We start from the raw sequence: 23,076 nt of genomic DNA, 5'->3' as shown, positions 1-23,076 counted from the left end.
TACAATAAGCAGGCTTTGTATTGGTCGGTGGTAGGGGTTTGCTACGAGCGAGCTTAGCCTCGTGCCCATGGAATTATTGGGCCCTGGTTGGGGTCGGTAGGGGGTGTAACCTGTTGCTGGGGCAAAGGTGCCGATTGCTGTTGCACCGGGGTGAGGGCGGGTGCTTCGGTGCGGGTTTCGCCGGGGCTGTCGTCGTCCGAGCGAGCCAGAAGTCGCCAGACCACTAGGCCGATAAGAGCGAAGCCCACCAGGAATAGCGACCATATGCTCAGTCCTCCCAGTAGCTGTAGTAGCTGAATGGTGATGAGTGCTGTCGCCAAAATGGGTGCTAGTCGCTTGCCAGCTACGGCAGAAGCGCCGATTACCGTACCAGTCACCAGAAGCATCAAAACCTTATCGGGAGTGCTCAAAGAGCTGAGAGCGACCGGTAGCCACAGCAGGGTGAAGATGGCTTGCAGGGTGAAAGCAATCCAGAAAAGCAGGGCACCGGGCGCGATACCCCGGTCAGAGCCACTGGCTGAGGCGCTCCTAGCCGGGCGCATGAAGGTGGGCAGTACTTCTCGGAGAGAGATGAGAGCGAGTAGGGAGGAACTGAGAACAAGGCACTGGATGACGTAGAAGAAGTGGTTATTAGCTACGCTGCTGATTAGCAGGCGCAGGATGGCGGCGTTGAGGCCAAAGACTAACACGTAGGAGCGCAGCCTGGGAGGAGCCTGTAGGAACCAGCCCGCTGTCAGCAGCACGGAAGCGACCACAGCCAGCCAGGTGTCCTCGGCAGTAAAATAGACAAACCCTCCGGTGAAAGAGCTGATGATAAGTCCCGTGAGCGCCATCGCCAGGTTGTGGAGGTAGCCCCAGCGGCCCAGCGGGTCTGGTTCCGGAGTGCGGCTCTGGTGCGGGGTGCCAGCTGGGTCTATTGCAGGGACAGTAGGTGAGAGGGGCTCAACTGCGGGAATAGCTCCTGACCAGCCCTTGGTGGTAGCCATAATGAGCAGGGTGAGAGCAAGCGAGACTAAGGTGTCGCTTGCCGAGGTGAGCCCCCGCAGTAGGGTAAACAGGCCGATGGTCAGGCCGGTGGCTATGAGCGTTGCCTGCATGGCCAAAACAGTCTGCAATCTTTGTGCGACAATCCATGCAAGGGCTAGTGCTATGAGAACCAGTGAACCGATTGCAGTGTAGGGGTTCCAGGCCGTATCAAGGAGCATCAGACCAACAGTAGCTGAGCCCCAACCACAGACGAGACCGGTGACGTATTCAGCCCTGTGTTCATTGTGTGGCCTGTTGCGAATAAGCAGCAACGATGTGAGCGACATGAAGGCCACGAGACTGAGGAAGGTGAGAGTGAAGGCCGAAGGCTCCAGGTCCAGCGCGAAAAGCATGCGTAAAACAGCGTAGACCGCATAGATCCTAATCACTACCATGAGGTGGGGGCGGAGCGCGCGCCCGGTGATAGCCAGAAGTACCACGGGGCCGACAGCTGCCAGGGCAAGAGCCAGGAGCTCGTTCTTGAGCTCAAAAGGCGTCGAGAACGCTAGCATGCAAATAGCTACAAAGATATAAAAGACTAGGAGCAGGCCCAGAGGCTCTGCCGAGCCCGGGCGTCTACCGTCATAAACAGCTGTTTTCTGAATGAGAGCTCGCTCAAGGGTCAGCAGAGCGGCAGCATGGGCCAGCCCTATCATGGCCCCGAGCCCGGCTGCGTGGACTACCAGGACGCTTTCGGGGCTGCGGTTCAAGGCGGTGCTGGGCAGGGACACGGTGCTGGTGAGCACTACGACGGTTGCGAAAGCATGTGCGAGCAAGGCAAAGAAAGTGACGGTCTGAGGGGTGAAAATTCCGGGGAGGTTTTGGCGGGACCAGTTGACGCTCCGTCTGATGTCAAGCTCAGCGATGAGGTGGCTTGTAGCCATACCAGCACTCAAAAGAATCAGAGCTAGGTAGCGGGGAGAACCGGGGAGGAGTTCAAGGGCAAGTATTCCAGTAGCGGTGAAAAGCAAGGTGCCTGCCTGTGCCCAGCGGACGGGTGAGTACCCGGTTGAAGTTCTCCCATCGGGGGTGCTTGCGTAGGCATCGGTACGGGGGGCGAGGATGCAGAGCAGACCCAGTGCCGTAGCAGTGGCAACAAGGGGGATAGGAGGGAGCACAAAGAAGACACACCAGGTGAGTGCCAGTGCTATAAACGGCAGGTAGCGGCTCCAGCGGGTGCGCATTGCCAGCAGTCCAAGGGTGATGACATCAACGAGACACAGCAGACCTATGATGAGGTGGTCGCTTAGCTTGGATACTGAGATTAAAGGTGAAAAGAGGGGGGAGGTCTCGAAGAAAGTGGCGTGGGAGCGGCTCTCATGAGCGAGGGCTAGGAGTGATAGGCCCATAAACGGTTGGGCCAGTAGCCAGGTTACGGCAGCATCGATGCCCACCCTCCAGGGCAGGCGGGGCAGCCTGACATACAGCAGCACAAGAGAGGTTGCGATGAGAAGCAGTGCAGGTGGCGCATACATGAACACGGACGAGTCGGCCTGGGTGCCACCCCAGAGGGACAGCGCACCAACAGCAACCAGCGAGTAGAGGCGAGCCTGTAGGTAGTAGAGCCAGGCGGGGCGCTGATCCATGAAAGAAACAGCGTAGGCGGTGGCGAGGGCCGCGATGATGCTGACTTCCCAATACTCTAGTGAGACGGCCAGCAGGGTTGCAGCAACCGTACCCGGAACGAAAACCCGTGAGCCATCAAGGAATCCCGCGGCGATTGGAGTGGGGAGCCGGTCAGCTCGAAACTTGAGATAGAAAGCTATGAGGGTCGCGACCAGCAGGAGGGCAACGAAGTACCAAATAAGGCCGACCTGCATGGTCTTGGAGACAGCCAAAACGTCAGAGACTATGTAGGCCAGGGCCAGGTAGCTCATCACACGCGCCTGCATCAAGGCTAGCCCCCCGAATACCGCTACCGTTCCGATGATGGAAACTATGAGCCACAGGAGAGCGCCAGAATAGGGCCATATGAGGTTGTACACTGCAACACCGCAGAAGGGGATGAGGGCAAGGCCCGTGGCGGTAAAGGAATAGGACGCCAGCCTCAACTTGCGTACGTAGCGGTAGGTGGCAAGACCTGTGGCATACATTAAAAGGGTGAGCATCATGAGCAAAAGAATTTGCTGTGGTGCAGTAGCTACAGAATTGACGAGCAGGGCCGCAGCGCTGATAACAAAGAGGCTACCTATGTACAAGCCAATGTTGAGAAAAAGGTTTTCCATGAACCTTCTGGGGTTTCGCTTGGGCGAAGATAGCTGTGAGCTCATACCCTTCATGCTAGTTGAAGAGCCTGGACAGAGCGAAACTATGGGTGGGTGTGGTGGATGGTGCCCACAAAACCACTTTTGAAGAGGCCTCAATCAGTGTGGGAATGGGCACAAAGCAGAAAAATTCTTGATAACCTCTATTTTCTCTGGCAAGATGGGATACGTTGTTCAAGCGCTTACCCACTGTATATAGCCGTGTCATCGTTCTAGATGGAGGCGAGGGTAAGCCCAAATATGACCCAATCGATCAGTTCGAGGGATAAGTGCGCGCCTTTTTGCCCTGGCAAATATGCGACACGCCCGAGTTCGGGGGTCGGTGCCTCGGTAGGGTGAGGAACCCGGCAATAGCCGGATTCAGCCTACGGAGGTGGCGCAAAAGATTTGAGGATTCAAACCTTTACCTCAAGCGCCAGATAAAGGAGCACTTGCTCCGTTACAGGGAAGTAGACAAGAAAGAGAGTCCGACAGATGGCGGGACAGAAAATCCGCATCCGTCTGAAGTCATACGACCACGAGGTCATTGATTCTTCAGCTCGGAAAATCGTTGAGACAGTTACGCGTGCAGGCGCGACGGTAGTTGGCCCCGTGCCGCTGCCCACCGAAAAGAACGTTTACTGTGTTATCCGTTCGCCTCACAAGTACAAGGACAGCCGCGAGCATTTCGAAATGCGCACGCACAAGCGTCTGATCGACGTCGTTGATCCGACCCCCAAGGCTGTTGATGCCCTCATGCGTCTTGACCTTCCGGCAGACGTAAACATCGAAATCAAGCTGTAGAGGATCGCATCTAAATGACTAACAAGTTCGAGCGCCAGGTTAAGGGCCTGCTGGGCACCAAGCTTGGCATGACCCAGGTCTGGGACGAAAACGGCAAGTTCGTACCCGTTACTGTCGTCAAGGCCGATTCCAACGTTGTTACCCAGTTGCGCACCACTGAAACCGATGGCTACGAAGCTATCCAGATTGGTTTCGGTGCCATCGAAGCTCGCAAGGTAACCAAGCCCCTTGCCGGCCACTTCGAAAAGGCAGGTGTAACCCCTCGCCGTCACCTCGTTGAGGTCCGCACCTCTGATGCTGCTGAGTACTCACTCGGTCAGGAACTGACCGTTGAACTCTTCGAAGCTGGCCAGAAGGTTGACGTTGTAGGTAAGACCAAGGGTAAGGGTTTCGCCGGTGTTATGAAGCGTCACGGCTTCGCAGGTGTCAGCGCATCACACGGTGCCCACAAGAACCACCGCAAGCCCGGTTCAATCGGTGGTGCATCATACCCTGCACGTGTTTTCAAGGGTATGCGCATGGCAGGCCGTATGGGTGCCGCACGCCACACCACCATGAACCTCACTATTCAGGGTGTAGATACCGAAAACAATGTTCTTCTGATCAAGGGCGCAATCCCCGGTCCTAAGGGCGGCGTTGTTCTGGTTCGCACCGCTGTGAAGGGAGCCTAATCAACCATGGCTGTCAAGACCGTAAAGGTAGACCTGCCCGCTGATATCTTCGACGCTCAGGCATCTATTCCCCTGCTCCACCAGGTAGTAGTAGCCCAGCTCGCAGCAGCTCGCCAGGGAACCCACAAGACCAAGACCCGCGGCGAAGTTTCCGGCGCCGGCCGCAAGCCCTTCAAGCAGAAGGGTACTGGCCGCGCACGTCAGGGCTCAATCCGTGCCCCCCACATGACCGGCGGTGGCATCGTCCACGGCCCGACCCCGCGCAACTACGCCCAGCGGACCCCCAAGAAGATGATCGCAGCTGCACTTCGCGGCGCTCTCTCAGATCGTGCCCGTCACGACCGCGTTCACGTTGTCGAAACCCTGGTTGAAGGCACCAAGCCCTCCACCAAGGCAGCAAAGGCAGCAATCGCAGAGATCACCAGCCGCAAGAATGCACTTGTTGTCATCGACCGCAAGGACGACCTGGCAGCACTGTCAGCACGCAACCTGGAGAACGTGCACGTCATCTACGCAGATCAGCTGAACACCTACGATGTTCTGATCTCAGACGACGTCATCTTCACCAAGGATGCCTACGACGTATTCGTCGCTCTTGCGTCCAAGGCAAAGAAAGAGGCTGCTAAGTAATGTCTGTTACCACCTCAACTTTCAAGGATCCCCGCGACGTGATTATCGCTCCCGTCGTGTCTGAAAAGAGCTACGGTCAGCTTGACGAAGGTAAGTACACCTTCCTCGTTGATCCCCGCTCCAACAAGCTGGAAATCAAGCAGGCCATCGAGACTATCTTCGATGTCAAGGTTGCTTCCATCAACACCGCTAACCGCCCGGGCAAGCGTAAGCGCACCCGTTTCGGTTGGGGTGCTCGTAAGAACACCAAGCGCGCGATTGTAACCCTCAAGGAAGGTTCAATCGACCTCTTCGGCGGTCCGGCTGCATAGGCACCGGAGACCACTTTAGCGAAGGAATAAATATCTAAATGGGTATTCGTAAGCACAAGCCGACGACCCCGGGTCGCCGCGGCTCGAGCGTCTCAGATTTCGCAGAAATCACCCGCTCAACCCCGGAAAAATCCCTGGTTCGTCCGCTCCCCAAAAAGGGCGGCCGTAACAACACCGGCCGCATCACTACCCGCCACAAGGGTGGCGGTCACAAGCGCCAGTACCGTCTGATTGACTTCCGTCGTCACGACAAGGACGGCGTCAACGCACGCGTTGCACACATCGAGTACGACCCCAACCGTACCGCCCGTATCGCCCTGCTGCACTACGTCGATGGCACCAAGCGTTACATCATCGCCCCCAACAAGCTCGCTCAGGGCGACGTCGTAGAGTCAGGCCCCAGCGCGGACATCAAGCCCGGCAACAACCTGCCCCTGCGCAACATCCCCGTGGGTACCGTAATCCACGCTGTTGAGCTCCGCCCCGGTGGCGGCGCCAAGATGGGCCGCTCCGCTGGCGCCTCCATCCAGCTGGTCGCTAAGGAAGGCAAGTACGCCCAGTTGCGTCTGCCCTCCGGCGAAATCCGCAACGTGGACGTCCGCTGCCGCGCAACCGTCGGTTCCGTCGGTAACGCTGAGCAGTCCAACATCAACTGGGGTAAGGCTGGCCGTAACCGTTGGCGCGGTATCCGCCCGACCGTCCGCGGTGTAGTCATGAACCCCGTTGACCACCCGCACGGTGGTGGTGAAGGCAAGACCTCCGGTGGCCGCCACCCGGTCAACCCCAACGGTAAGCCCGAGGGTCGCACCCGTCGCCCCAACAAAGAAAGCGACAAGCTCATTGTTCGTCGCCGTCGTACTGGCAAGAAGCGCTAAGGAGCCTGAAACATGCCTCGTAGTTTGAAGAAGGGCCCTTTCGTTGATCAGCACCTTTTTGTCAAGGTTGCAGCTCAGAACGAGAAGGGCACCAAGAACGTTATCAAGACTTGGTCCCGCCGCTCGATGATTATCCCCGACATGCTCGGTCACACCATCGCAGTGCACGACGGACGCAAGCACGTACCCGTGTTCATCACTGAGTCCATGGTGGGGCACAAGCTCGGCGAGTTTGCACCCACCCGTACTTTCCGTGGCCACGTTAAGGACGACCGCAAGGGTAAGCGTCGCTAAGCTACGGTAACCCCGTACCTTAGAAACGTTTCCCTTTCGGCAAGAGATGAAAGAGAGATAGGCAATGGAAGCCAAGGCAACTGCGTCTTACGTACGCGTTACGCCTATGAAGGCACGCCGCGTCATCAACCTTATCCGTGGTAAGCAGGCGGAAGAGGCTCTGGCGATTTTGAAGTTTGCCCCCCAGGGCGCTTCAGAACCGGTATACAAGATCGTTGCATCAGCTGTTGCAAACGCTCGCCAGAAGGCCGCCCAGCAGGGCGTACCCTTCAAGGAAGAAGAGCTGTTCATCAGCGAAGCATACGCGAACGAAGGCCCCACCATGAAGCGATTCCAGCCTCGTGCCCAGGGCCGTGCGTTCCGTATCAACAAGCGCACCAGCCACATCACCGTGGTAGTCGCTACCCCGGAGAAGGAGGAGGGCCGATAAATGGGTCAGAAAATTAACCCCAACGGTTTCCGACTTGGCATCACCACCAACCACGTCTCAAAGTGGTTCGCTGACTCCAACAAGGAGGGCGAACGCTACGCAGACTTCGTTCGTGAAGATGTAAAGATCCGCGAACTCCTGTCCAAGGGCATGGAGCGCGCAGGTATCGCCAAGGTCGAAATCGAGCGTACCCGTGACCGCGTCCGTGTGGATATCCACACCGCACGCCCCGGCATCGTCATCGGCCGCCGCGGCGCCGAAGCGGACCGCATCCGTGGCGAGCTTGAGAAGCTCACCGGCAAGCAGATTCAGCTGAACATCCTCGAGGTTTCCAACCCCGACCTGTCAGCTCAGCTCGTTGCCCAGGGCATCGCAGAGCAGCTCGCTTCACGCGTAGCTTTCCGCCGCGCCATGAAGAAGGCAATCCAGTCCGCACAGCGTGCAGGGGCAAAGGGTATCCGTATCCAGTGCTCGGGCCGTCTGGGTGGCGCTGAAATGTCACGTTCCGAGTTCTACCGCGAAGGCCGTGTGCCCCTGCACACCCTGCGTGCGAACATCGACTACGGTTTCTTTGAAGCAAAGACCACCTTCGGCCGCATCGGCGTTAAGGTTTGGATCTACAAGGGTGACCTGACCGACACCGAGCTTGCTGCCCAGCAGGCCGCCGGTAACCGTCGCGGCAACAGCCGCGGTGGCGACCGCCGTCGTGCAGGTGGCCGCGGTCCCCGCCGTGAACGCCGTTCCGACAACGCTTCAGCACCCGCTGAGGCTAAGACTGCAGAAAACGGTGAGGCATAAATGCTAATTCCCCGTCGAGTAAAGTACCGCAAGCAGCATCACCCTAAGCGTTCAGGTATGGCTAAGGGTGGCACCGAGGTAACGTTTGGCGAGTGGGGCATCCAGGCCCTGACTCCCGCCTACGTCACCAACCGCCAGATTGAGGCTGCCCGTATTGCAATGACCCGTCACATCAAGCGTGGCGGTAAGGTCTGGATCAACATTTACCCCGACCGCCCGCTGACCAAGAAGCCTGCCGAAACCCGTATGGGTTCCGGTAAGGGTTCACCCGAATGGTGGGTCGCAAACGTAAAGCCCGGTCGAGTCATGTTTGAACTCTCCGGTGTATCTGAAGAAGTGGCTCGCGAAGCTATGCGCCTTGCAATCCACAAGCTCCCCATGAAGGCACGTGTTGTGCGCCGTGAAGGTGGTGAATAGAAATGGCAGTTGGATCAAAGGATCTGAGCATCGACAAGCTGGCAGAGCTCTCCAATGAGAATCTGGTAGAGAAGCTGCGTGAGTCGAAGGAGGAGCTGTTCAACCTCCGTTTCCAGGCAGCCACCGGTCAGCTTGAAAATCCCGGTCGTATTCGCTCGGTCAAGCGCGACATCGCACGTATTTACACCGTGCTGCGTGAACGCGAGCTCGGTATTCGTCCCGCAACCGAAGGTTAAATCACATGAGTGAAGTAAAGACTGAAGAGCGCGGCTACCGCAAGACTCGCCGCGGCTACGTTGTCTCAGACAAGATGGACAAGACCGTAGTCGTCGAGGTCGAGGACCGCGTAAAGCACGCCCTGTACGGCAAGGTTATGCGCCGTAGCTCAAAGATCAAGGCACACGACGAGCAGAACACTGCTGGTATCGGTGACCTCGTTCTTCTGGCCGAGACTCGTCCGCTCTCCGCATCAAAGCGTTGGCGCATCGTCGAAATTCTCGAAAAGGCTAAGTAAACCCTGCGGTTTACCTTGAGGCTAAGCGCCAGCCCTAACTCCCTTCCCCTCCACGTGAGAGGAGGGGAGTTTTCTGTATATCTACTTGTTTTTACAGGAGCTACCTTAGGGGGTAAGAGTGGCCCATCTCTCTGGTAGCCCAAGCGCCATTATGGTAAAGTTTTTATTCTGTGTGATTCTTGATAGTCGCACGACCACGGTTCTTTTCGTGCCACAGCATAATGCCGCTCACCATGCGGGGTTCGCCCGCTAGCGCGGGTCCAGATGCTCGTTGGCATGATAGGGGCCCAGGCGTGTCCGCCAACTCTCCACCCAACGCTTTTGAGCTGCGAGAGACCGGCGCGTCAACATCCCGTAGAAATGTTCCGCAAGGCTGGCTCGCAAGATACCGCGTGTCGGAACCGGCGAGACGACAGGAGAAATATGATTCAGCAGGAGTCACGACTCAAGGTTGCTGATAACACCGGTGCGAAGGAAATCCTGACCATCCGTGTTCTCGGCGGCTCCAAGCGTCGTTACGCAAGCATTGGCGACATCATCGTCGCAACCGTCAAGGACGCAATTCCCGGCGGTACCGTTAAGAAGGGCGACGTCGTCAAGGCAGTCGTCGTTCGCACTAAGAAGGAAGTCCGCCGCCCCGACGGCTCCTACATCAAGTTCGACGAGAACTCAGCAGTGATTCTCAAGAACACCGATGGTGACCCCCGTGGCACCCGTATCTTCGGACCTGTTGGCCGCGAACTGCGCGACAAGAAGTTCATGAAGATCATTTCACTTGCTCCGGAGGTGCTCTAACTCATGGCTAAGATCAAGTCTGGTGACCTGGTACAGGTTATTTCAGGTGCAGATAAGGGTAAGCAGGGCAAGGTTCTTCGGGTGTTCCCCAAGACCGAGCGCGTGCTGGTAGAAGGCGTTAAGATCGTCACCAAGCACAAGAAGGCTAACCCCATGACCGGCGAAGCCGGCGGCATCGAAAAGGTTGAGGCACCGATTCACGTTTCTAACGTTGCAATCGTTGACCCCGAAACCAAGAAGCCGACCCGCGTTGGTTACCGCCTCGAGACCGTAGAGCGCAATGGCAAGGAACGCACCGCTCGCGTGCGCGTTGCCAAGAGCTCGGGTAAGGACATCTAATGACCGAAGCAAAGATTACCCCTCGTTTCAAGACTAAGTTCAACGACGTAGTCACCCCCGCCCTGCAGGAAGAGTTCAAGTACGAGAACGCCATGCAGGCTCCGAAGATCGTTAAGGTCGTCGTTAACATGGGTGTTGGTGAAGCTGCTAAGGACGCAAAGCTCATGGACGGGGCTATCCGCGACCTTACCGCCATCACCGGTCAGAAGCCGCTCGTTACCCGTGCCAAGAAGTCCATCGCCCAGTTCAAGCTGCGTGAAGGTATGCCCATCGGCGCACACGTCACCCTCCGCGGTGACCGCATGTGGGAATTCCTCGACCGTCTGGTTACCTTGGCTCTGCCCCGCATCCGCGACTTCCGCGGGCTTTCAGACCGCCAGTTTGACGGCAACGGCAACTACACCTTCGGTCTGACCGAACAGTCCATGTTCCACGAAATCGATCAGGACTCAATCGATCGTGTTCGCGGTATGGACATCACCGTAGTAACCACCGCAAAGACCGACGATGAAGGCCGTGCGCTTCTGAAGGCACTCGGCTTCCCTTTCAAGACCCAGTAACGACTACGTTATAGGTCCGCACCGAACCCTCGGTGAGGAAACCATAACGAGGAAGGGCTCAGCCCACCATGACTATGACAGATCCTGTCGCAGATATGCTGACCCGTTTGCGTAACGCAAACTCAGCGCATCACGACACCGTGTCAATGCCTTACTCCAAGCTCAAGGCTCGCATCGCCGAGATCCTCAAGGCCGAAGGCTACATCGCTGACTTCAAGGAAGAGGAAGCAAGGGTCGGTAAGACCCTGACCCTCGAACTGAAGTTCGGCCCCTCACGTGAGCGCTCCATTGTAGGCGTTCGCCGTATTTCCAAGCCGGGTCTGCGTGTCTACGCAAAGTCCACCAACCTGCCCCAGGTACACGGTGGCCTCGGCATCGCAATCCTGTCAACCTCTTCAGGTCTGCTCACTGATAAGCAGGCTGCGAAGAAGGGTGTTGGCGGCGAAGTCGTCGCTTACATCTGGTAGTCGGTAGAAGAGAAAGGAAGAAGAATGTCACGTATTGGACGTCTCCCCATCTCGGTTCCTGCCGGCGTTGAGGTAAAAATTGACGGTAACCTAGTTGCGGTTAAGGGTGCAAAGGGCGAACTGACCCACGAGGTTGCCGCTCCCATTGAGGTTGCACTCGAAGACGGTGTTATCACCGTCTCCCGCCCGAACGATGAGCGTGCATCACGTTCACTACACGGCCTGACCCGCACCCTGATTCAGAACATGATCATCGGTGTTACCGAAGGCTACTCCAAGAAGCTCGAAATCGTTGGTACCGGTTACCGGGTAGCCTCTAAGGGTTCCGGCCTCGAGTTCGCACTTGGCTACTCACACCCCATCACTGTTGAAGCACCCGAGGGTATCAGCTTCGCTGTTGAGGGCGCTAACAAGCTGACCGTTTCCGGTATCAGCAAGCAGCAGGTAGGCCAGGTAGCCGCTAACATCCGCGGTCTGCGTAAGCCCGACCCCTACAAGGGCAAGGGCGTTCGCTACGAAGGCGAGCAGATCCGTCGCAAGGTCGGAAAGGCTGGTAAATAAAAATGGCTGTAAAGACTAAGTCAGCACAGCGTGCACGCCGCCACGCGCGCGTGCGCAAGTACGTTTCAGGCACCGCGTCCCGCCCCCGCCTGTCCGTCACCCGCTCAGCTCGCCACATGTTCGTTCAGGTCATCGACGATACCAAGGGCCTGACCCTGGCATCAGCTTCTACTATGGAGGCAGACCTGCGCGCAGCAGAGCTAGACAAGACCGCTAAGGCAAAACGCGTTGGCGAACTCGTTGCCGAACGTGCCAAGGCAGCAGGCATCGAAGCAGTTGTCTTCGACCGCGGTGGCAACAAGTACCACGGCCGTGTCGCAGCAGTTGCAGAAGGCGCACGCGAAGGAGGTCTGGCACTCTAATGAGCGAGCAGACTGTAAATGAAAAGGAAACTCAGGTGACTGAAGCAACCGCAGAAGCTACCGCAGAAACCTCCGAGAAGCGCGAAGCCCGCCGCAACGAGCGTGGCGAACGCCGCGGCAACCGCGGTGAGCGCCGCAACAACCGCGGCCGCGAAGAAGAGAAAGACAAGTTCATCGAGCGCGTTGTTACCATCAACCGCGTCTCCAAGGTCGTCAAGGGTGGTCGTCGCTTCAGCTTCACCGCGCTCGTCGTCGTTGGCGACGGCAACGGTATGGTTGGCGTGGGCTACGGCAAGGCTAAGGAAGTTCCCGCAGCCATCTCAAAGGGTGTTGAAGAAGCCAAGAAGAACTTCTTCCGCGTACCCCGTATTGAGGGCCGCACCATTCCTCACCGCGTTCAGGGTGAAGCAGCAGCGGGCGTAGTCATGCTCCGCCCCGCCACCGCCGGTACCGGTGTGATCGCCGGTGGCCCCGTTCGTGCCGTACTTGAGGCAGCGGGCATCCACGATGTTCTGTCCAAGTCGCTCGGTTCGTCCAACCAGATCAACATTGTTCACGCGACCATCGAGGCTCTGCGTCAGCTCGAAGAGCCCGTAGCAGTTGCCGCCCGCCGTGGTCTGCCCCAGGACGAGGTTATCCCCGGCTTCCTGCGTAACACTCAGTCTGAAAAGGCAGGTGCGTAATGATTGGCAAGCGTATTCAGCCCAGCGACGCAAAGCTGGAAATCACCCAGATCAAGTCCTATGTTGGTGAGAAGCAGAACATGCGCGACACCCTTCGTTCCCTGGGCCTCAAGCGCCCCGGAAACAAGGTTGTTCGCACTGCTGACCCTGTCACCTGCGGCATGATCAATACCGTAGCTCACCTGGTTCAGGTTGAGGAGGTCAAGTAAAGATGGCAGTAGAAAACAACGATGCTATCAAGATTCACGATCTGCGCCCGGCACCGGGTGCCCACAAGGCTAAGACCCGCGTAGGCCGCGGTGAAGGCTCAAAGGGTAAGACCGCAGGTCGCGGTACCAAGGGTACCAAGGCTCGTTACCAGGTTCGCGCCGGCTTCGAAGGCGGTCAGCTACCGCTGCACATGCGCCTTCCCAAGCTGCGTGGCTTCAAGAACCCCTTCCGCACCGAGTACCAGGTTGTTAACCTGGGCCGCATTGCGGAACTGTTCCCCGAGGGCGGCGACATCACCGTTGACGCCCTGGTGGCAGCTGGCGCAGTTCGCAAGAACGAACTGGTTAAGGTTCTGGGTACCGGTGAAATCTCAGCAGCCTACAAGGTAACCGTTGATAAGGTTTCTGAGTCGGCCAAAGCTAAGATTGAGGCAGCTGGTGGTTCTGTAACCGTCAAGTAGCCCCTTGAATAAGCGGTGCCCCTCACCCTGAGGTGAGGGGCACCGCTTTGTCTTATCTCAAAGGTACCTTTGCCAGGACGCCTGACCACCGCTTTTCTACCCGAGGGTAGGGGAGCGGGGTAAGACGTCCCCAACCATATTCAGAAAGTGGCCTGCGATAAGGTGCCGAGAGCAAAACAGTCCGAGCATTCCTCGGCTTTAAGAGATAGACTTGATGAGATTGTGAAAAAGCTCCGGCGCTGACGCAAGGTTTTGCGCGCCCGGGGCCACCTAGACTGTCTCACAGGAGGACATGTGCTGACCGCTTTCGGACGGGCCTTCAAGACGCCCGACCTGCGAAATAAGCTGCTGTTCACCCTGGGTATTATCGTGATTTACCGTGTGGGCGTGTTCATTCCCGCCCCCGGTGTCTCCTACGGAAACGTGCAGCAGTGCCTGTCAACCGTCACCGCAACCGGTGGCGTCTACGACATGATTAACCTCTTTAGCGGTGGCGCGCTGCTCCAGCTGTCGATTTTTGCCCTGGGCGTTATGCCATACATTACCGCGAGTATTATTGTGCAGCTGCTGCGCGTGGTGATTCCGCGCTTCCAGCAACTTCACGAGGAAGGTGCTCAAGGGCAGACCAAGCTCACCCAATACACCCGCTATCTCACCATTCTGCTGGCTCTGCTCAACGCAACCACCATTGTGTCTCTGGCTCGCTCCGGTTTGCTGCTCCAGGGGTGCACCCTGCCGATTATTCCTGATGAGAGCATCTGGAACATCCTGCTGATTATCACCGCTTTGACCGCCGGTACCGGCGTGGTGATGTGGCTGGGTGAGCAAATCACCGAGAAGGGTGTGGGCAACGGTATGTCGCTGCTCATCTTCACCTCAATCGCGGCCTCCTTCCCCTCCGCCTTTGGTGCTATCTTGCAGACCCAGGGCTGGGGTATCTTCTCGGCAGTCGTAGCGGTCGGCCTGCTGGTCATCGTGGCCGTTGTCTTTGTTGAGCAGTCCCAGCGCCGTATCCCGGTGCAGTACGCCAAACGTATGATTGGCCGACGTACCATTGGAGGCACCACCACCTACATCCCGCTCAAGGTCAATATGGCCGGTGTTATCCCCATCATCTTTGCCTCCTCCATGCTGATGGTCCCCGGCCTCATCGCCCAGTTCAACACCCCCTCCGACGGCACCCCGCCACCGGAATGGGTCAACTGGATCAATACCTACCTGACCATGGGCGACCACCCGCTGTACATGGCGCTCTACTTCCTGCTCATTATCGGCTTCGCCTACTTCTACGTCTCCATCACCTTCAACACCGAAGAGGTTGCAGGCAACATGAAGAAGTACGGCGGTTTCATCCCCGGCATCCGTGCGGGCCGACCCACCCAGGAGTACCTGAGCTACGTACTCAACCGCATCACCCTCCCCGGCGCCCTCTACGTCGGCATCCTGGCGCTCCTCCCGCTGATTGCCTTTGTGCTCTTCGGCGCTAACCAGAACTTCCCACTCGGCGGTGCTTCACTGCTGATCGTTATCGGCGTTGGTCTTGACACCGTCAAGCAGATTGACGCCCAGCTCCAACAACGCAACTACGAAGGACTACTGCGATGAACCGTCTTCTCATCATTGGCCCTCCCGGTGCTGGAAAGGGCACCCAGGCCGTCAAAATTGCTGAAAAGCTCAATATCCCAGCCATCTCAACCGGCGATATCTTCCGTAAAAACATCAAGGAAGAAACCGAACTGGGAAAGGAAGCCAAGTCCTACATCGACTCCGGCAACCTGGTTCCAGACTCCGTCACCAACCGCATGGTACGCGCCCGCCTGACTGAGAGCGACACCGCGAACGGCTTTCTGCTCGATGGCTACCCCCGCAACACCGCCCAGGTGGGTGAGCTCGACTCGATCCTGGCTGACATGGGCCAGGAAATCGGCCAGGTGCTACTCCTCGTGGCGGACAATGACGAGCTCGTTGAACGCCTGCTGGGCCGCGCCGCTAAGGAAGGCCGCTCGGACGACAACGAAGAAGTTATCCGTCACCGTCTGAAGGTCTACGAAGAGGAGACCGCACCCCTCATTGCTCTCTACAGCGAACGCGGCCTGGTCACACAAATCGACGGTCTAGGTGACATCGACGAGGTAACTGAGCGCATTATGAACGCCCTGAGATAAGAGCGCGAGCCTAGCCTGTGCCCCCGGTCATTGCGGGGGCACAGGCTTTTAATAGACACTGGTGTAGTTTGACTCCGTGAGTCAGCCCTGCCGCACACACAAGGTGAAAGAGAACCATGCGCCGTATTGAGTACAAGACCGACCACCAGCTTGCCGAGATGGCACGGGCCGGTGGAATTACTTCGCGCGCCCTAGATGCCGCGGTAGCAGCCGCTGCCCCCGGTGTGACTACCGCTGAACTCGATACAGTCTTTCGCGGCGTCCTTGCCGAATACGGGGCAGGGTCCAACTTCCTGGGCTACTACGACTACCCCGCAGCTATCTGCACCTCCATCAACGATGTCGTTGTTCACGGCATACCCGGTGATCAAGCTCTAGTTGAAGGGGATTTGATCTCTATTGACGGCGGTGCCACAGTGCAAGACGCCCGCGGCACCACCTGGCACGGCGACTCAGCCCGCACCGCCCTCATCGGTGAGGTGTCGGACGCCCGCCGTGAGCTCTCCGAGATCACCCGCGCCGCCCTCTGGCACGGTATCGCAGCTCTGGCCACCGCCAAAAAAATCGGCGAAGTCGGCTTCGCCATCGAAAACTTCGTTCGCCAAGAAACTGGGGATAAGTACGGCATCATTGAAGACTTTGTCGGCCACGGTATCGGCACCTCCATGCACATGGCCCCCGACGTACTCAACTACGCCGCCCGCGACCTGGGCCCCCGCGTCAAAAAAGGCATGGCCTTCGCCATCGAACCAATGCTCGTGACCGGCACCATTGAAACCGTCACCCTCGATGACGAGTGGACCATCAAAACCGTCGACGGGGGAGACGCCTGCCAGTGGGAGCACTCCGTGGCCGTCCACTCCGAAGGCATCTGGGTTCTCACCGCCGAAGACGGCGGAGCCTCCGAACTCTCCAAACTCGGCGTCACCGTCACACCCATCCCAGCCTAAAGCACGCACCCCAACCCACCGTATCTGCCCCACATCGCACCGAAAGCACCCACCATGACTGAAGCCCCCAGCGTCCCCCTGGACATCTCCAGCGCCCGCCCTGAACCCGGCCAAATCATTCTCAAAGCCCCCCGCCGCGGCAAACCCCCGCGTCACATCGCAGACTTCGATATGGCCGGCCGCCGCGCCTTCCTCGAAGAACTCGGCTACAAGCCCTTCCGCGCGGCCCAACTCTCCAAGCACTACTTCGAACGCCTGGCCACCGACCCGGATGCGATGACCGACCTACCCGCCGCCGAACGCGGCACAATGGTTGCAGACGCCATGCCCCAGCTACTCACCACCGTCCGCACTTTAGAAGCCGATGGGGGAGACACCCTCAAAGTCGTGCACCGCCTCTTCGACGGCGCCCTGGTCGAATCCGTCATCATGCGCTACGACAACCGCGTCACCATGTGCATCTCCTCCCAAGCAGGCTGCGGCATGAACTGCCCCTTCTGCGCCACCGGCCAACAGGGCCTCACCCGCAACCTCTCCACCGCCGAAATCGTCGAACAGGTGGTTGCCGGCGCCCGCTACCTCAAAGACATGAAAGGCCTTGACCAGGCCGAAGGCGGCTCCGAAGACACCCGCCCCCTGCGCGTCTCCAACATCGTCTTCATGGGCATGGGTGAGGCCCTCGCCAACTACAAGGCCACCATGGGCGCCGTGCACCGCCTGATTGACCCCGCCCCCGAAGGACTTGGCATCTCAGCGCGCGGTATCACCATGTCCACCGTCGGCCTCGTCCCCGGCATCCGCAAATTCGAACTCGAAAAACTCCCCATCACCCTCGCCCTCTCCCTGCACGCCCCCGACGACGAACTCCGCGACGAACTCATCCCCATCAACCAGCGCTGGAAAGTCGACGAAACCCTCGACGCCGCCTACGACTACTACCGCACCACCGGCCGTCGCATCTCCATCGAATACGCCCTCATCCGCGACATCAACGACCAGGGCTGGCGCGCCGACCTGCTCGGCAAAAAACTCGCCTCCCGCGGGCGTGGCTGGGTCCACGTCAACCCCATCCCGCTCAACCCCACCCCCGGCTCCAAATGGACGGCCTCCCGCAAGGGCGTTGAGCAGAACTTCGTCGAACGCCTGCGCGCCCACGGCATCCCCACCACCGTGCGCGATACCCGGGGAAGCGATATCGACGGTGCCTGCGGCCAGCTTGCAGCTAAGGAAGACTAAGGCCTGGCCTGCGGCACCGACTTCAGCAAAAATTTATTTCCTCGCGCGCTCGGAATTTTTGCCTTCGTCCTGCGGCCAGCTTGCAGCTAAGGAAGACTAAGGCCTGGCCTGCGGCACCGACTTCAGCAAAAATTTATTTCCTCGCGCGCTCGGAATTTTTGCTTTCGTCCTGCGGCCAGCTTGCAGCTAAGGAAGACTAACCGAAATACGCAGGGCAGGACGCTCCTTAGCCGACTAACCTTCTTGACCTCGCGCTGGGGCGCTACCGATTTACGACCCGCCTTGCGGCGGATTCTGTTCGCTCCTATGTGCTCGCGCGCTCGCACCCGCTCACTTCATCCCAGCCAGCAGGCTGACAGCGCATCCGCTGCGCTCAGTGGTGTGGAGTCTGGTCAGCAGGCTACGGAAGCGTCCTGCCCCTGAGCTTAAGCCCCGGGCCTTAATGTGAAGCTCGCTATGTTTTATCAAAACCATTAACATTTAGGTGCTTTTGCCGTATATTAGTTTGTTGGTTGTCTGTGCCATTGCGTTTGCGCGCACGGAGCGGCCCGGCTTATACGGGAGAACGCACCGAAACACAGAAAAACACTACCAAGAGCGCACAAAACCTGATGCGCACGAAAGTAAAGCGGAGGATATGGCCAAGAAAGACGGCGTCATCGAGATTGAAGGTACCGTGGTCGAAGCACTGCCCAACGCATCATTCCGCGTTGAGCTGGACAACGGACACAAGGTACTTGCCCACATCTCAGGCAAGATGCGTCAGCACTACATTCGAATCCTGCCTGAGGACCGAGTAGTAGTCGAGCTCAGCCCCTACGACCTCTCACGCGGTCGTATCGTCTACCGCTACAAGTAAACACGAGCACCAAACGTCGCTAAGTAGCGGCGTTTACGCCGTGTAAAAAGGGGTAAACAGTTCTCCCACCGGCCTCGCCGGACACAGAACCTCTTATCCCGCCCGTCCAAAGCATTAGCTGAAACATCAACGCAAAGGAATGCGATGAAGGTCAAGCCGAGCGTTAAGCCGATCTGCGACAAGTGCAAAGTGATCCGCCGTCACGGTGTGGTCATGGTGATCTGCGAAAACCCGCGCCACAAGCAGCGCCAGGGCTAAACACTAGCCGACGCTGACAAGACCACCACACCGGGTGGCACAACAGAAAATGGCACCGCTCCTGCCCCACATGCGGCAGGGTACCCCTGGGCACAGAGGCCGGGGACCGGGGCAACCGGGCAGTGATGTCACAGACCTCTGCGAAAACAAGGAGAACGCCCCATGGCACGTCTCGCTGGAGTCGATATTCCCCGCGAAAAGCGCGTGGAAATTGCTCTTACTTACATCTACGGCGTGGGCAAGACCCGTGCAAAAGAAGCGCTAGCTGCAACCGGTGTTGACCCCAACACCCGCGTCAAGGACCTTGACGATACCCAGCTCGTAGCACTTCGTGACTTCATCGAAGGCAACTACAAGGTTGAAGGTGACCTTCGCCGCGAGGTTGCTGCCGACATCCGCCGCAAGGTAGAAATCGGTAGCTACCAGGGTCTGCGTCACCGCCGTGGCCTTCCCGTACACGGCCAGCGCACCAAGACCAACGCACGTACCCGCAAGGGCCCCAAGCGTACCGTCGCCGGTAAGAAGAAGTAAACAGTGTTGCCTCAGTCTTGCACATCGCGTAAGACCAACACGTCAACCAAAACTTTGTAGGAGAGAACAAAAATGCCTCCCAAGACTCGCGCAGCGGCCAAGCGTACCGGCCGCCGCAAGGTTTCCAAGAACATTGTTGCCGGTCAGGCACACATCAAGTCAACCTTCAACAACACCATCGTTTCAATCACTGATCCCTCTGGTGCTGTTATTTCCTGGTCATCCGCCGGCGAAATGGGCTTCAAGGGTTCACGTAAATCAACCCCCTACGCAGCTCAGATGGCCGCTGAGACCGCTGCAAAGCGCGCTCAGGAACACGGTGTCCGCAAGGTAGACGTTTTCGTCAAGGGCCCCGGCCCCGGCCGCGAAACCGCTATCCGCTCACTCCAGGCCACCGGCCTCGAAGTTGGCTCCATCCAGGACGTCACCCCCGTTGCCCACAACGGTTGCCGTCCTCCGAAGCGCCGCCACGTCTAAGCCCCACCGGCTAGACGCGTCCCGAACATCGGGCGACCCGCAACCCACCGGTTGCAGGTCAATGAACAGACTGCTTCGTCTGCTTCCTCACTCGTTTTTCCCAACCTGTGAGCTCATATAGCGGATGCTCACCGAAAGGAAACATAGTGCTCATTGCACAGCGCCCCATCCTGCGTGAAGAACACGTATCGGAAAACCGTTCACGCTTCACCATCGAGCCCCTCGAACCCGGCTTCGGCTACACCCTGGGCAACTCCCTGCGCCGCACCCTTCTCTCATCCATCCCCGGTGCCGCTGTAACCAGCATCCGCATCGACGGTGTGCTGCACGAATTCAGCACTGTAGAAGGTGTGGCCGAGGACGTCACCGAGATCATCTTGAACATCAAGAAGCTCTCCATCTCTTCAGAGAACGACGAGCCCGTCATCGCCTACCTGCGTAAGCAGGGCGAAGGCGAACTCACCGCAGGCGACATCGAGGTGCCCGCAGGCGTAGAAATCCACAACCCGGATCTTCACATCGCAACCCTCAACGACCGCGCAAACTTCAACGCAGAACTGACCATCGAACGCGGCCGCGGCTACGTTTCGGCAGCGCAGAACAAGTCAGGTGACGCAGAAATCGGCCGCATCCCGGTTGACTCCATCTACTCACCCGTTCTCAAGGTCACCTTCCGCGTGAGCGCAACCCGCGTTGAGCAGCGCACCGACTTCGACTCCCTCACCCTGGACGTCGAAACCAAGGAAGCAATTGCTCCCCGCGACGCAGTCGCATCAGCAGGCAATACCCTCGTTGAGCTCTTCGGCCTGGCCCGCGAACTCAACACCGCCGCTGAAGGCATCGAAGTTGGCCCGTCACCCGCTGACGAGTCAATGGCCGCAGACCTTGCTCTGCCCATCGAAGACCTAGACATGACCGTCCGCTCCTACAACTGCCTCAAGCGCGAAGGCATCCACACCGTGGGTGAACTCGTGACCCGCAGCGAAGCAGACCTCATGGACATCCGTAACTTCGGTGCCAAGTCCATCGACGAAGTCAAGGCAAAGCTCACCGAGCTGGGCCTATCCCTCAAGGATTCACCCGCCGGAATGGACCTCTCAGCCCGCCTGCAGGACGACGAAACCTACGGTAGCGACTACTAAGACACCGGCAGTCAACGCTCAGACAGCGTTACACCCGTCAAATATCTTTGGTTCCCCTGCCGTGAGGCAGTGAGGAACGGCTTACCAGGAGAAAAAATTATGCCTACTCCCACTAAGGGTCCCCGCCTCGGCGGATCACCGACCCACGAGCGCATCATGCTGAACAACCTGTCTCAGCAGCTCTTCGAGCACAAGCGCATCACCACCACTGTTACCAAGGCAAAGCGTATGCGCCCCGTCGCCGAGCGCCTCATCACCTTCGCTAAGAAGGGTGACCTCAACGCTCGCCGCCGCGTCCTGCGCTCCATCGGCAACAAGTCAGTAGTCCACGAGCTCTTCACGGTCATTGCACCAGCAATGGCCGAGCGCCCCGGTGGCTACACCCGCATCACCAAGATCGGCAACCGCAAGGGCGACAACGCCCCCATGGCAGTGATTGAACTGGTCATGGAACCCGTTGCAACCGCCGCCGCTGTGTCAGAAGCTACATCAGTGACTGAGAAAGCAGCAGCCAAAGAAGAAGCAGCAGCCGAAAAAGAAGCAGCACCCGCTGCAGAAGAGACCAAGGCAGCAGCACCCGCAGCAGCAGCTTCAAGCTCAGACCTGCCCGCAGGCGCACATGCAGCAACCGAGGACGGCGAAGCTCCCAAGGGTTTCGAGATCAAAGGTAACGCCGACTCCATGAAGTACCATGTGCCCGGCTCACGCTGGTACGCAAACACCCAGGCTGAAATCTGGTTCGACACCAAGGAATCAGCTGAGGCAGCAGGTTACGCACCTGCCGGCGGCGCAGCAGCACAGACCATTTCAGAAGACTAACCACTCGGTCTCAGAAATAGCTAGGCGGCGGCCCTTCCCTGATGCAGGGGAGGGCCGCCGTTCTGTGTGGGCGCAGGGTAAAGTTGAGTGCATCCGCCACGGAGAGTGAGGAGTACCGTGACCGCTGATAACGAGCAAAAGCTCTATGAGCCGCGCGTGCGTGTGCGCATTGACTTCGCCTACGACGGCGGCCCATTCGCAGGCTGGGCCAAGCAACCCGGTCTGGTAACGGTACAGGGCGTCCTCGAAGAGGCCCTGGCCTACGTATTCCGCCACCCCATCTTCACCACGGTGGCTGGTCGTACCGATGCTGGTGTGCACGCCCTGCACCAGGTAGCACACTTTGACGTGACTCAGGGTAGCTGGGAGCAGCTGCCGGGGCGTAGCCAGGAAGCACCGGCTGTAGCTCTGCGCCGCAAACTGCGTGGCGCGCTCAGCCGGGCCCTGGCTGATGCTGAAGCTCAGCTGGGTGTACCCTCCCGCCTGCAAGGCTACCTGCAGCAGGCCATTACGGTCAGCACGGTTGAGCAGGTACCGAGGAGCTTCGATGCCCGCTTCTCTGCCCTGGAACGCTCCTACCGTTACCTGCTCGAAGACCGGGTAGCAGAGCGGGGGGCTAACCCCCTGACCCGCCTACAGGCCTGGCAAATCAACGGGTCGCTGGACCTCGGCCTCATGAATGCCGCCGCCAGCAACCTGCTGGGGCTGCACGACTTTCTTTCTTTCTGCAAGCCCCGCGAAGGGTCCACTACAATCCGAGAGCTACGAGAGCTCACCTTCACCCGCCGCGCTGACGGTGTAGTTGAGGCAAAAATCCGCGCTGATGCCTTCTGCCACAACATGGTGCGCACACTTATCGCCTCACTGGTTATGGTGGGGGAGGGTAAAAAAGACGAAGCCTGGCTCATCTCACGTATTACCTCACCGGTGCGTGACTCCCAGGTGCGCCTGGCTGCCCCGCGCGGCCTGGCCCTAGCGGCTATTGCCTACCCACCTGCGTCCGCCTACAAAACACAGAGCGAGAAAGCCCGCAACCTGCGGAGCCTCTAAAAATTACATCCCTGTGCTTTAAACGTGAGGTCGGTCAAAACCTATAAGTTTAAAGGTCAAACATCTGGCTTAAAGCGATGTATTTAGGTATAGTTTCATACGTTGTGCGTCAACCGCCCTCATTTCGTACCCTGTTCTT

The 23,076-nt window shown here is 58.4% G+C and carries 32 protein-coding genes; 31 read left to right on the top strand and 1 reads right to left on the bottom strand.

All coding sequences use genetic code 11. From position 1 onward, the window contains the following. Window positions 1-53: 53 nt before the first annotated feature. Window positions 54-3,251: a hypothetical protein gene (locus L6966_RS07980; protein ID WP_237233172.1), complete on the bottom strand. Its 3,198-nt coding sequence runs from the start codon at window positions 3,249-3,251 to the stop codon at window positions 54-56. A 513-nt stretch (window positions 3,252-3,764) separates the two neighbouring features. Here L6966_RS07980 and rpsJ point away from each other — a divergent pair. From rpsJ to truA, 31 genes are all read left to right on the top strand, one after another. Then, window positions 3,765-4,073, top strand: a complete 309-nt coding sequence (gene rpsJ, locus L6966_RS07975; protein WP_068169589.1) for a 30S ribosomal protein S10 — start codon at window positions 3,765-3,767, stop codon at window positions 4,071-4,073. Window positions 4,074-4,087: 14 nt separating this feature from the next. Continuing rightward, window positions 4,088-4,744, top strand: a complete 657-nt coding sequence (gene rplC, locus L6966_RS07970; protein WP_083090715.1) for a 50S ribosomal protein L3 — start codon at window positions 4,088-4,090, stop codon at window positions 4,742-4,744. A gap of 6 nt (window positions 4,745-4,750) precedes the next feature. Beyond that, entirely contained in the window at window positions 4,751-5,374 is a 624-nt protein-coding gene (gene rplD, locus L6966_RS07965) for a 50S ribosomal protein L4 (RefSeq protein ID WP_237224799.1), read from the top strand. Beyond that, window positions 5,374-5,685 carry a 50S ribosomal protein L23 gene (gene rplW, locus L6966_RS07960; RefSeq protein ID WP_083090717.1) on the top strand — a complete coding sequence of 104 codons (312 nt, stop codon included), beginning with the start codon at window positions 5,374-5,376 and terminating at the stop codon, window positions 5,683-5,685. The genes rplD and rplW overlap by 1 nt, the downstream gene beginning before the upstream one ends. Window positions 5,686-5,723: 38 nt before the next feature. Then, entirely contained in the window at window positions 5,724-6,560 is an 837-nt protein-coding gene (rplB, locus tag L6966_RS07955) for a 50S ribosomal protein L2 (protein WP_083090718.1), read from the top strand. A 12-nt stretch (window positions 6,561-6,572) separates the two neighbouring features. Next, the gene (gene rpsS / locus L6966_RS07950) at window positions 6,573-6,854 is read left to right on the top strand and encodes a 30S ribosomal protein S19 (protein WP_083090719.1); all 282 of its coding nucleotides are present in this window, start codon (window positions 6,573-6,575) and stop codon (window positions 6,852-6,854) included. A 64-nt stretch (window positions 6,855-6,918) separates the two neighbouring features. Further along, entirely contained in the window at window positions 6,919-7,284 is a 366-nt protein-coding gene (gene rplV, locus L6966_RS07945) for a 50S ribosomal protein L22 (RefSeq protein ID WP_083090720.1), read from the top strand. Beyond that, window positions 7,285-8,082: a 30S ribosomal protein S3 gene (gene rpsC, locus L6966_RS07940; RefSeq protein ID WP_083090721.1), complete on the top strand. Its 798-nt coding sequence runs from the start codon at window positions 7,285-7,287 to the stop codon at window positions 8,080-8,082. After that, window positions 8,083-8,499: a 50S ribosomal protein L16 gene (gene rplP / locus L6966_RS07935; protein WP_083090722.1), complete on the top strand. Its 417-nt coding sequence runs from the start codon at window positions 8,083-8,085 to the stop codon at window positions 8,497-8,499. Between the two features lie 2 nt (window positions 8,500-8,501). After that, window positions 8,502-8,735, top strand: a complete 234-nt coding sequence (gene rpmC / locus L6966_RS07930; protein WP_083090723.1) for a 50S ribosomal protein L29 — start codon at window positions 8,502-8,504, stop codon at window positions 8,733-8,735. A gap of 5 nt (window positions 8,736-8,740) precedes the next feature. Beyond that, window positions 8,741-9,013 (top strand): 30S ribosomal protein S17, encoded by a 273-nt coding sequence (rpsQ, locus tag L6966_RS07925; RefSeq protein WP_083090724.1) that lies wholly within the window; start codon window positions 8,741-8,743, stop codon window positions 9,011-9,013. A 423-nt stretch (window positions 9,014-9,436) separates the two neighbouring features. Continuing rightward, on the top strand, window positions 9,437-9,808 hold the full coding sequence (gene rplN / locus L6966_RS07920) for a 50S ribosomal protein L14 (RefSeq protein ID WP_083090725.1): 372 nt from the start codon (window positions 9,437-9,439) through the stop codon (window positions 9,806-9,808). Between the two features lie 3 nt (window positions 9,809-9,811). After that, complete coding sequence (gene rplX / locus L6966_RS07915; protein WP_083090726.1) at window positions 9,812-10,147, top strand: 50S ribosomal protein L24; 336 nt, start codon at window positions 9,812-9,814, stop codon at window positions 10,145-10,147. Then, on the top strand, window positions 10,147-10,707 hold the full coding sequence (gene rplE / locus L6966_RS07910; protein WP_083090727.1) for a 50S ribosomal protein L5: 561 nt from the start codon (window positions 10,147-10,149) through the stop codon (window positions 10,705-10,707). Before rplX ends, rplE begins: the two co-directional genes overlap by 1 nt. A gap of 68 nt (window positions 10,708-10,775) precedes the next feature. Beyond that, the gene (rpsH, locus tag L6966_RS07905; protein ID WP_083090728.1) at window positions 10,776-11,174 is read left to right on the top strand and encodes a 30S ribosomal protein S8; all 399 of its coding nucleotides are present in this window, start codon (window positions 10,776-10,778) and stop codon (window positions 11,172-11,174) included. Window positions 11,175-11,198: 24 nt separating this feature from the next. Next, window positions 11,199-11,735: a 50S ribosomal protein L6 gene (rplF, locus tag L6966_RS07900; RefSeq protein ID WP_083090729.1), complete on the top strand. Its 537-nt coding sequence runs from the start codon at window positions 11,199-11,201 to the stop codon at window positions 11,733-11,735. A gap of 2 nt (window positions 11,736-11,737) precedes the next feature. Then, window positions 11,738-12,097 (top strand): 50S ribosomal protein L18, encoded by a 360-nt coding sequence (gene rplR / locus L6966_RS07895; protein ID WP_083090730.1) that lies wholly within the window; start codon window positions 11,738-11,740, stop codon window positions 12,095-12,097. Further along, the gene (gene rpsE, locus L6966_RS07890) at window positions 12,097-12,780 is read left to right on the top strand and encodes a 30S ribosomal protein S5 (RefSeq protein WP_083090731.1); all 684 of its coding nucleotides are present in this window, start codon (window positions 12,097-12,099) and stop codon (window positions 12,778-12,780) included. The genes rplR and rpsE overlap by 1 nt, the downstream gene beginning before the upstream one ends. Next, on the top strand, window positions 12,780-12,989 hold the full coding sequence (rpmD, locus tag L6966_RS07885; RefSeq protein ID WP_180377785.1) for a 50S ribosomal protein L30: 210 nt from the start codon (window positions 12,780-12,782) through the stop codon (window positions 12,987-12,989). Before rpsE ends, rpmD begins: the two co-directional genes overlap by 1 nt. A 2-nt stretch (window positions 12,990-12,991) precedes the next feature. Next, window positions 12,992-13,450 carry a 50S ribosomal protein L15 gene (rplO, locus tag L6966_RS07880; protein WP_083090732.1) on the top strand — a complete coding sequence of 153 codons (459 nt, stop codon included), beginning with the start codon at window positions 12,992-12,994 and terminating at the stop codon, window positions 13,448-13,450. 294 nt (window positions 13,451-13,744) lie between these two features. Next, complete coding sequence (gene secY / locus L6966_RS07875; RefSeq protein ID WP_083090733.1) at window positions 13,745-15,055, top strand: preprotein translocase subunit SecY; 1,311 nt, start codon at window positions 13,745-13,747, stop codon at window positions 15,053-15,055. After that, window positions 15,052-15,615, top strand: a complete 564-nt coding sequence (locus L6966_RS07870; protein ID WP_083090734.1) for an adenylate kinase — start codon at window positions 15,052-15,054, stop codon at window positions 15,613-15,615. Before secY ends, L6966_RS07870 begins: the two co-directional genes overlap by 4 nt. Before the next feature lie 116 nt (window positions 15,616-15,731). Continuing rightward, complete coding sequence (gene map, locus L6966_RS07865) at window positions 15,732-16,565, top strand: type I methionyl aminopeptidase (RefSeq protein ID WP_237224797.1); 834 nt, start codon at window positions 15,732-15,734, stop codon at window positions 16,563-16,565. Between the two features lie 54 nt (window positions 16,566-16,619). Further along, on the top strand, window positions 16,620-17,801 hold the full coding sequence (gene rlmN, locus L6966_RS07860) for a 23S rRNA (adenine(2503)-C(2))-methyltransferase RlmN (protein ID WP_237233171.1): 1,182 nt from the start codon (window positions 16,620-16,622) through the stop codon (window positions 17,799-17,801). A gap of 637 nt (window positions 17,802-18,438) precedes the next feature. Then, window positions 18,439-18,660 carry a translation initiation factor IF-1 gene (gene infA / locus L6966_RS07855; protein ID WP_083090737.1) on the top strand — a complete coding sequence of 74 codons (222 nt, stop codon included), beginning with the start codon at window positions 18,439-18,441 and terminating at the stop codon, window positions 18,658-18,660. 144 nt (window positions 18,661-18,804) lie between these two features. Beyond that, window positions 18,805-18,918 carry a 50S ribosomal protein L36 gene (gene rpmJ, locus L6966_RS07850; protein ID WP_004005257.1) on the top strand — a complete coding sequence of 38 codons (114 nt, stop codon included), beginning with the start codon at window positions 18,805-18,807 and terminating at the stop codon, window positions 18,916-18,918. A gap of 162 nt (window positions 18,919-19,080) precedes the next feature. Further along, on the top strand, window positions 19,081-19,449 hold the full coding sequence (gene rpsM / locus L6966_RS07845; RefSeq protein ID WP_083090738.1) for a 30S ribosomal protein S13: 369 nt from the start codon (window positions 19,081-19,083) through the stop codon (window positions 19,447-19,449). A 72-nt stretch (window positions 19,450-19,521) separates the two neighbouring features. Next, window positions 19,522-19,926 (top strand): 30S ribosomal protein S11, encoded by a 405-nt coding sequence (gene rpsK, locus L6966_RS07840; protein ID WP_083090739.1) that lies wholly within the window; start codon window positions 19,522-19,524, stop codon window positions 19,924-19,926. A 146-nt stretch (window positions 19,927-20,072) separates the two neighbouring features. Beyond that, the gene (locus L6966_RS07835; protein WP_237224795.1) at window positions 20,073-21,068 is read left to right on the top strand and encodes a DNA-directed RNA polymerase subunit alpha; all 996 of its coding nucleotides are present in this window, start codon (window positions 20,073-20,075) and stop codon (window positions 21,066-21,068) included. A 99-nt stretch (window positions 21,069-21,167) separates the two neighbouring features. Continuing rightward, a complete protein-coding gene (rplQ, locus tag L6966_RS07830) occupies window positions 21,168-21,887 on the top strand; it encodes a 50S ribosomal protein L17, sunset domain variant (protein WP_237233170.1) in 720 nt (239 codons plus the stop codon). A 117-nt stretch (window positions 21,888-22,004) separates the two neighbouring features. Next, window positions 22,005-22,937, top strand: a complete 933-nt coding sequence (truA, locus tag L6966_RS07825) for a tRNA pseudouridine(38-40) synthase TruA (protein WP_237233169.1) — start codon at window positions 22,005-22,007, stop codon at window positions 22,935-22,937. Window positions 22,938-23,076 lie beyond the last annotated feature (139 nt).

This window comes from Rothia nasisuis (assembly GCF_928381405.1).
GTDB classification, from domain to species: Bacteria; Actinomycetota; Actinomycetes; order Actinomycetales; family Micrococcaceae; genus Rothia; species Rothia nasisuis.
This window is presented reverse-complemented; position numbering and strand designations above follow the sequence as displayed.

What these genes read in the sequence shown, in the direction of transcription:
- rlmN (WP_237233171.1), top strand. Translation starts at nt 16,620, where the DNA reads ATGACTGAAGCCCCCAGCGTCCCCCTGGACATCTCCAGCGCCCGCCCT.
- rplN (WP_083090725.1), top strand. Translation starts at nt 9,437, where the DNA reads ATGATTCAGCAGGAGTCACGACTCAAGGTTGCTGATAACACCGGTGCG.
- rplD (WP_237224799.1), top strand. Translation starts at nt 4,751, where the DNA reads ATGGCTGTCAAGACCGTAAAGGTAGACCTGCCCGCTGATATCTTCGAC.
- rpsC (WP_083090721.1), top strand. Translation starts at nt 7,285, where the DNA reads ATGGGTCAGAAAATTAACCCCAACGGTTTCCGACTTGGCATCACCACC.
- map (WP_237224797.1), top strand. Translation starts at nt 15,732, where the DNA reads ATGCGCCGTATTGAGTACAAGACCGACCACCAGCTTGCCGAGATGGCA.
- rpsM (WP_083090738.1), top strand. Translation starts at nt 19,081, where the DNA reads ATGGCACGTCTCGCTGGAGTCGATATTCCCCGCGAAAAGCGCGTGGAA.
- rplV (WP_083090720.1), top strand. Translation starts at nt 6,919, where the DNA reads ATGGAAGCCAAGGCAACTGCGTCTTACGTACGCGTTACGCCTATGAAG.
- rpsH (WP_083090728.1), top strand. Translation starts at nt 10,776, where the DNA reads ATGACTATGACAGATCCTGTCGCAGATATGCTGACCCGTTTGCGTAAC.
- rplB (WP_083090718.1), top strand. Translation starts at nt 5,724, where the DNA reads ATGGGTATTCGTAAGCACAAGCCGACGACCCCGGGTCGCCGCGGCTCG.
- rplC (WP_083090715.1), top strand. Translation starts at nt 4,088, where the DNA reads ATGACTAACAAGTTCGAGCGCCAGGTTAAGGGCCTGCTGGGCACCAAG.
- rpsS (WP_083090719.1), top strand. Translation starts at nt 6,573, where the DNA reads ATGCCTCGTAGTTTGAAGAAGGGCCCTTTCGTTGATCAGCACCTTTTT.
- L6966_RS07980 (WP_237233172.1), bottom strand. Translation starts at nt 3,251, where the DNA reads ATGGAAAACCTTTTTCTCAACATTGGCTTGTACATAGGTAGCCTCTTT.
- rplX (WP_083090726.1), top strand. Translation starts at nt 9,812, where the DNA reads ATGGCTAAGATCAAGTCTGGTGACCTGGTACAGGTTATTTCAGGTGCA.
- rpsQ (WP_083090724.1), top strand. Translation starts at nt 8,741, where the DNA reads ATGAGTGAAGTAAAGACTGAAGAGCGCGGCTACCGCAAGACTCGCCGC.
- infA (WP_083090737.1), top strand. Translation starts at nt 18,439, where the DNA reads ATGGCCAAGAAAGACGGCGTCATCGAGATTGAAGGTACCGTGGTCGAA.
- rpsK (WP_083090739.1), top strand. Translation starts at nt 19,522, where the DNA reads ATGCCTCCCAAGACTCGCGCAGCGGCCAAGCGTACCGGCCGCCGCAAG.
- rpmJ (WP_004005257.1), top strand. Translation starts at nt 18,805, where the DNA reads ATGAAGGTCAAGCCGAGCGTTAAGCCGATCTGCGACAAGTGCAAAGTG.
- rplR (WP_083090730.1), top strand. Translation starts at nt 11,738, where the DNA reads ATGGCTGTAAAGACTAAGTCAGCACAGCGTGCACGCCGCCACGCGCGC.
- rplQ (WP_237233170.1), top strand. Translation starts at nt 21,168, where the DNA reads ATGCCTACTCCCACTAAGGGTCCCCGCCTCGGCGGATCACCGACCCAC.
- rplE (WP_083090727.1), top strand. Translation starts at nt 10,147, where the DNA reads ATGACCGAAGCAAAGATTACCCCTCGTTTCAAGACTAAGTTCAACGAC.
- rplF (WP_083090729.1), top strand. Translation starts at nt 11,199, where the DNA reads ATGTCACGTATTGGACGTCTCCCCATCTCGGTTCCTGCCGGCGTTGAG.
- rplO (WP_083090732.1), top strand. Translation starts at nt 12,992, where the DNA reads ATGGCAGTAGAAAACAACGATGCTATCAAGATTCACGATCTGCGCCCG.
- rpsJ (WP_068169589.1), top strand. Translation starts at nt 3,765, where the DNA reads ATGGCGGGACAGAAAATCCGCATCCGTCTGAAGTCATACGACCACGAG.
- rpsE (WP_083090731.1), top strand. Translation starts at nt 12,097, where the DNA reads ATGAGCGAGCAGACTGTAAATGAAAAGGAAACTCAGGTGACTGAAGCA.
- rplW (WP_083090717.1), top strand. Translation starts at nt 5,374, where the DNA reads ATGTCTGTTACCACCTCAACTTTCAAGGATCCCCGCGACGTGATTATC.
- rplP (WP_083090722.1), top strand. Translation starts at nt 8,083, where the DNA reads ATGCTAATTCCCCGTCGAGTAAAGTACCGCAAGCAGCATCACCCTAAG.
- rpmD (WP_180377785.1), top strand. Translation starts at nt 12,780, where the DNA reads ATGATTGGCAAGCGTATTCAGCCCAGCGACGCAAAGCTGGAAATCACC.
- rpmC (WP_083090723.1), top strand. Translation starts at nt 8,502, where the DNA reads ATGGCAGTTGGATCAAAGGATCTGAGCATCGACAAGCTGGCAGAGCTC.
- L6966_RS07870 (WP_083090734.1), top strand. Translation starts at nt 15,052, where the DNA reads ATGAACCGTCTTCTCATCATTGGCCCTCCCGGTGCTGGAAAGGGCACC.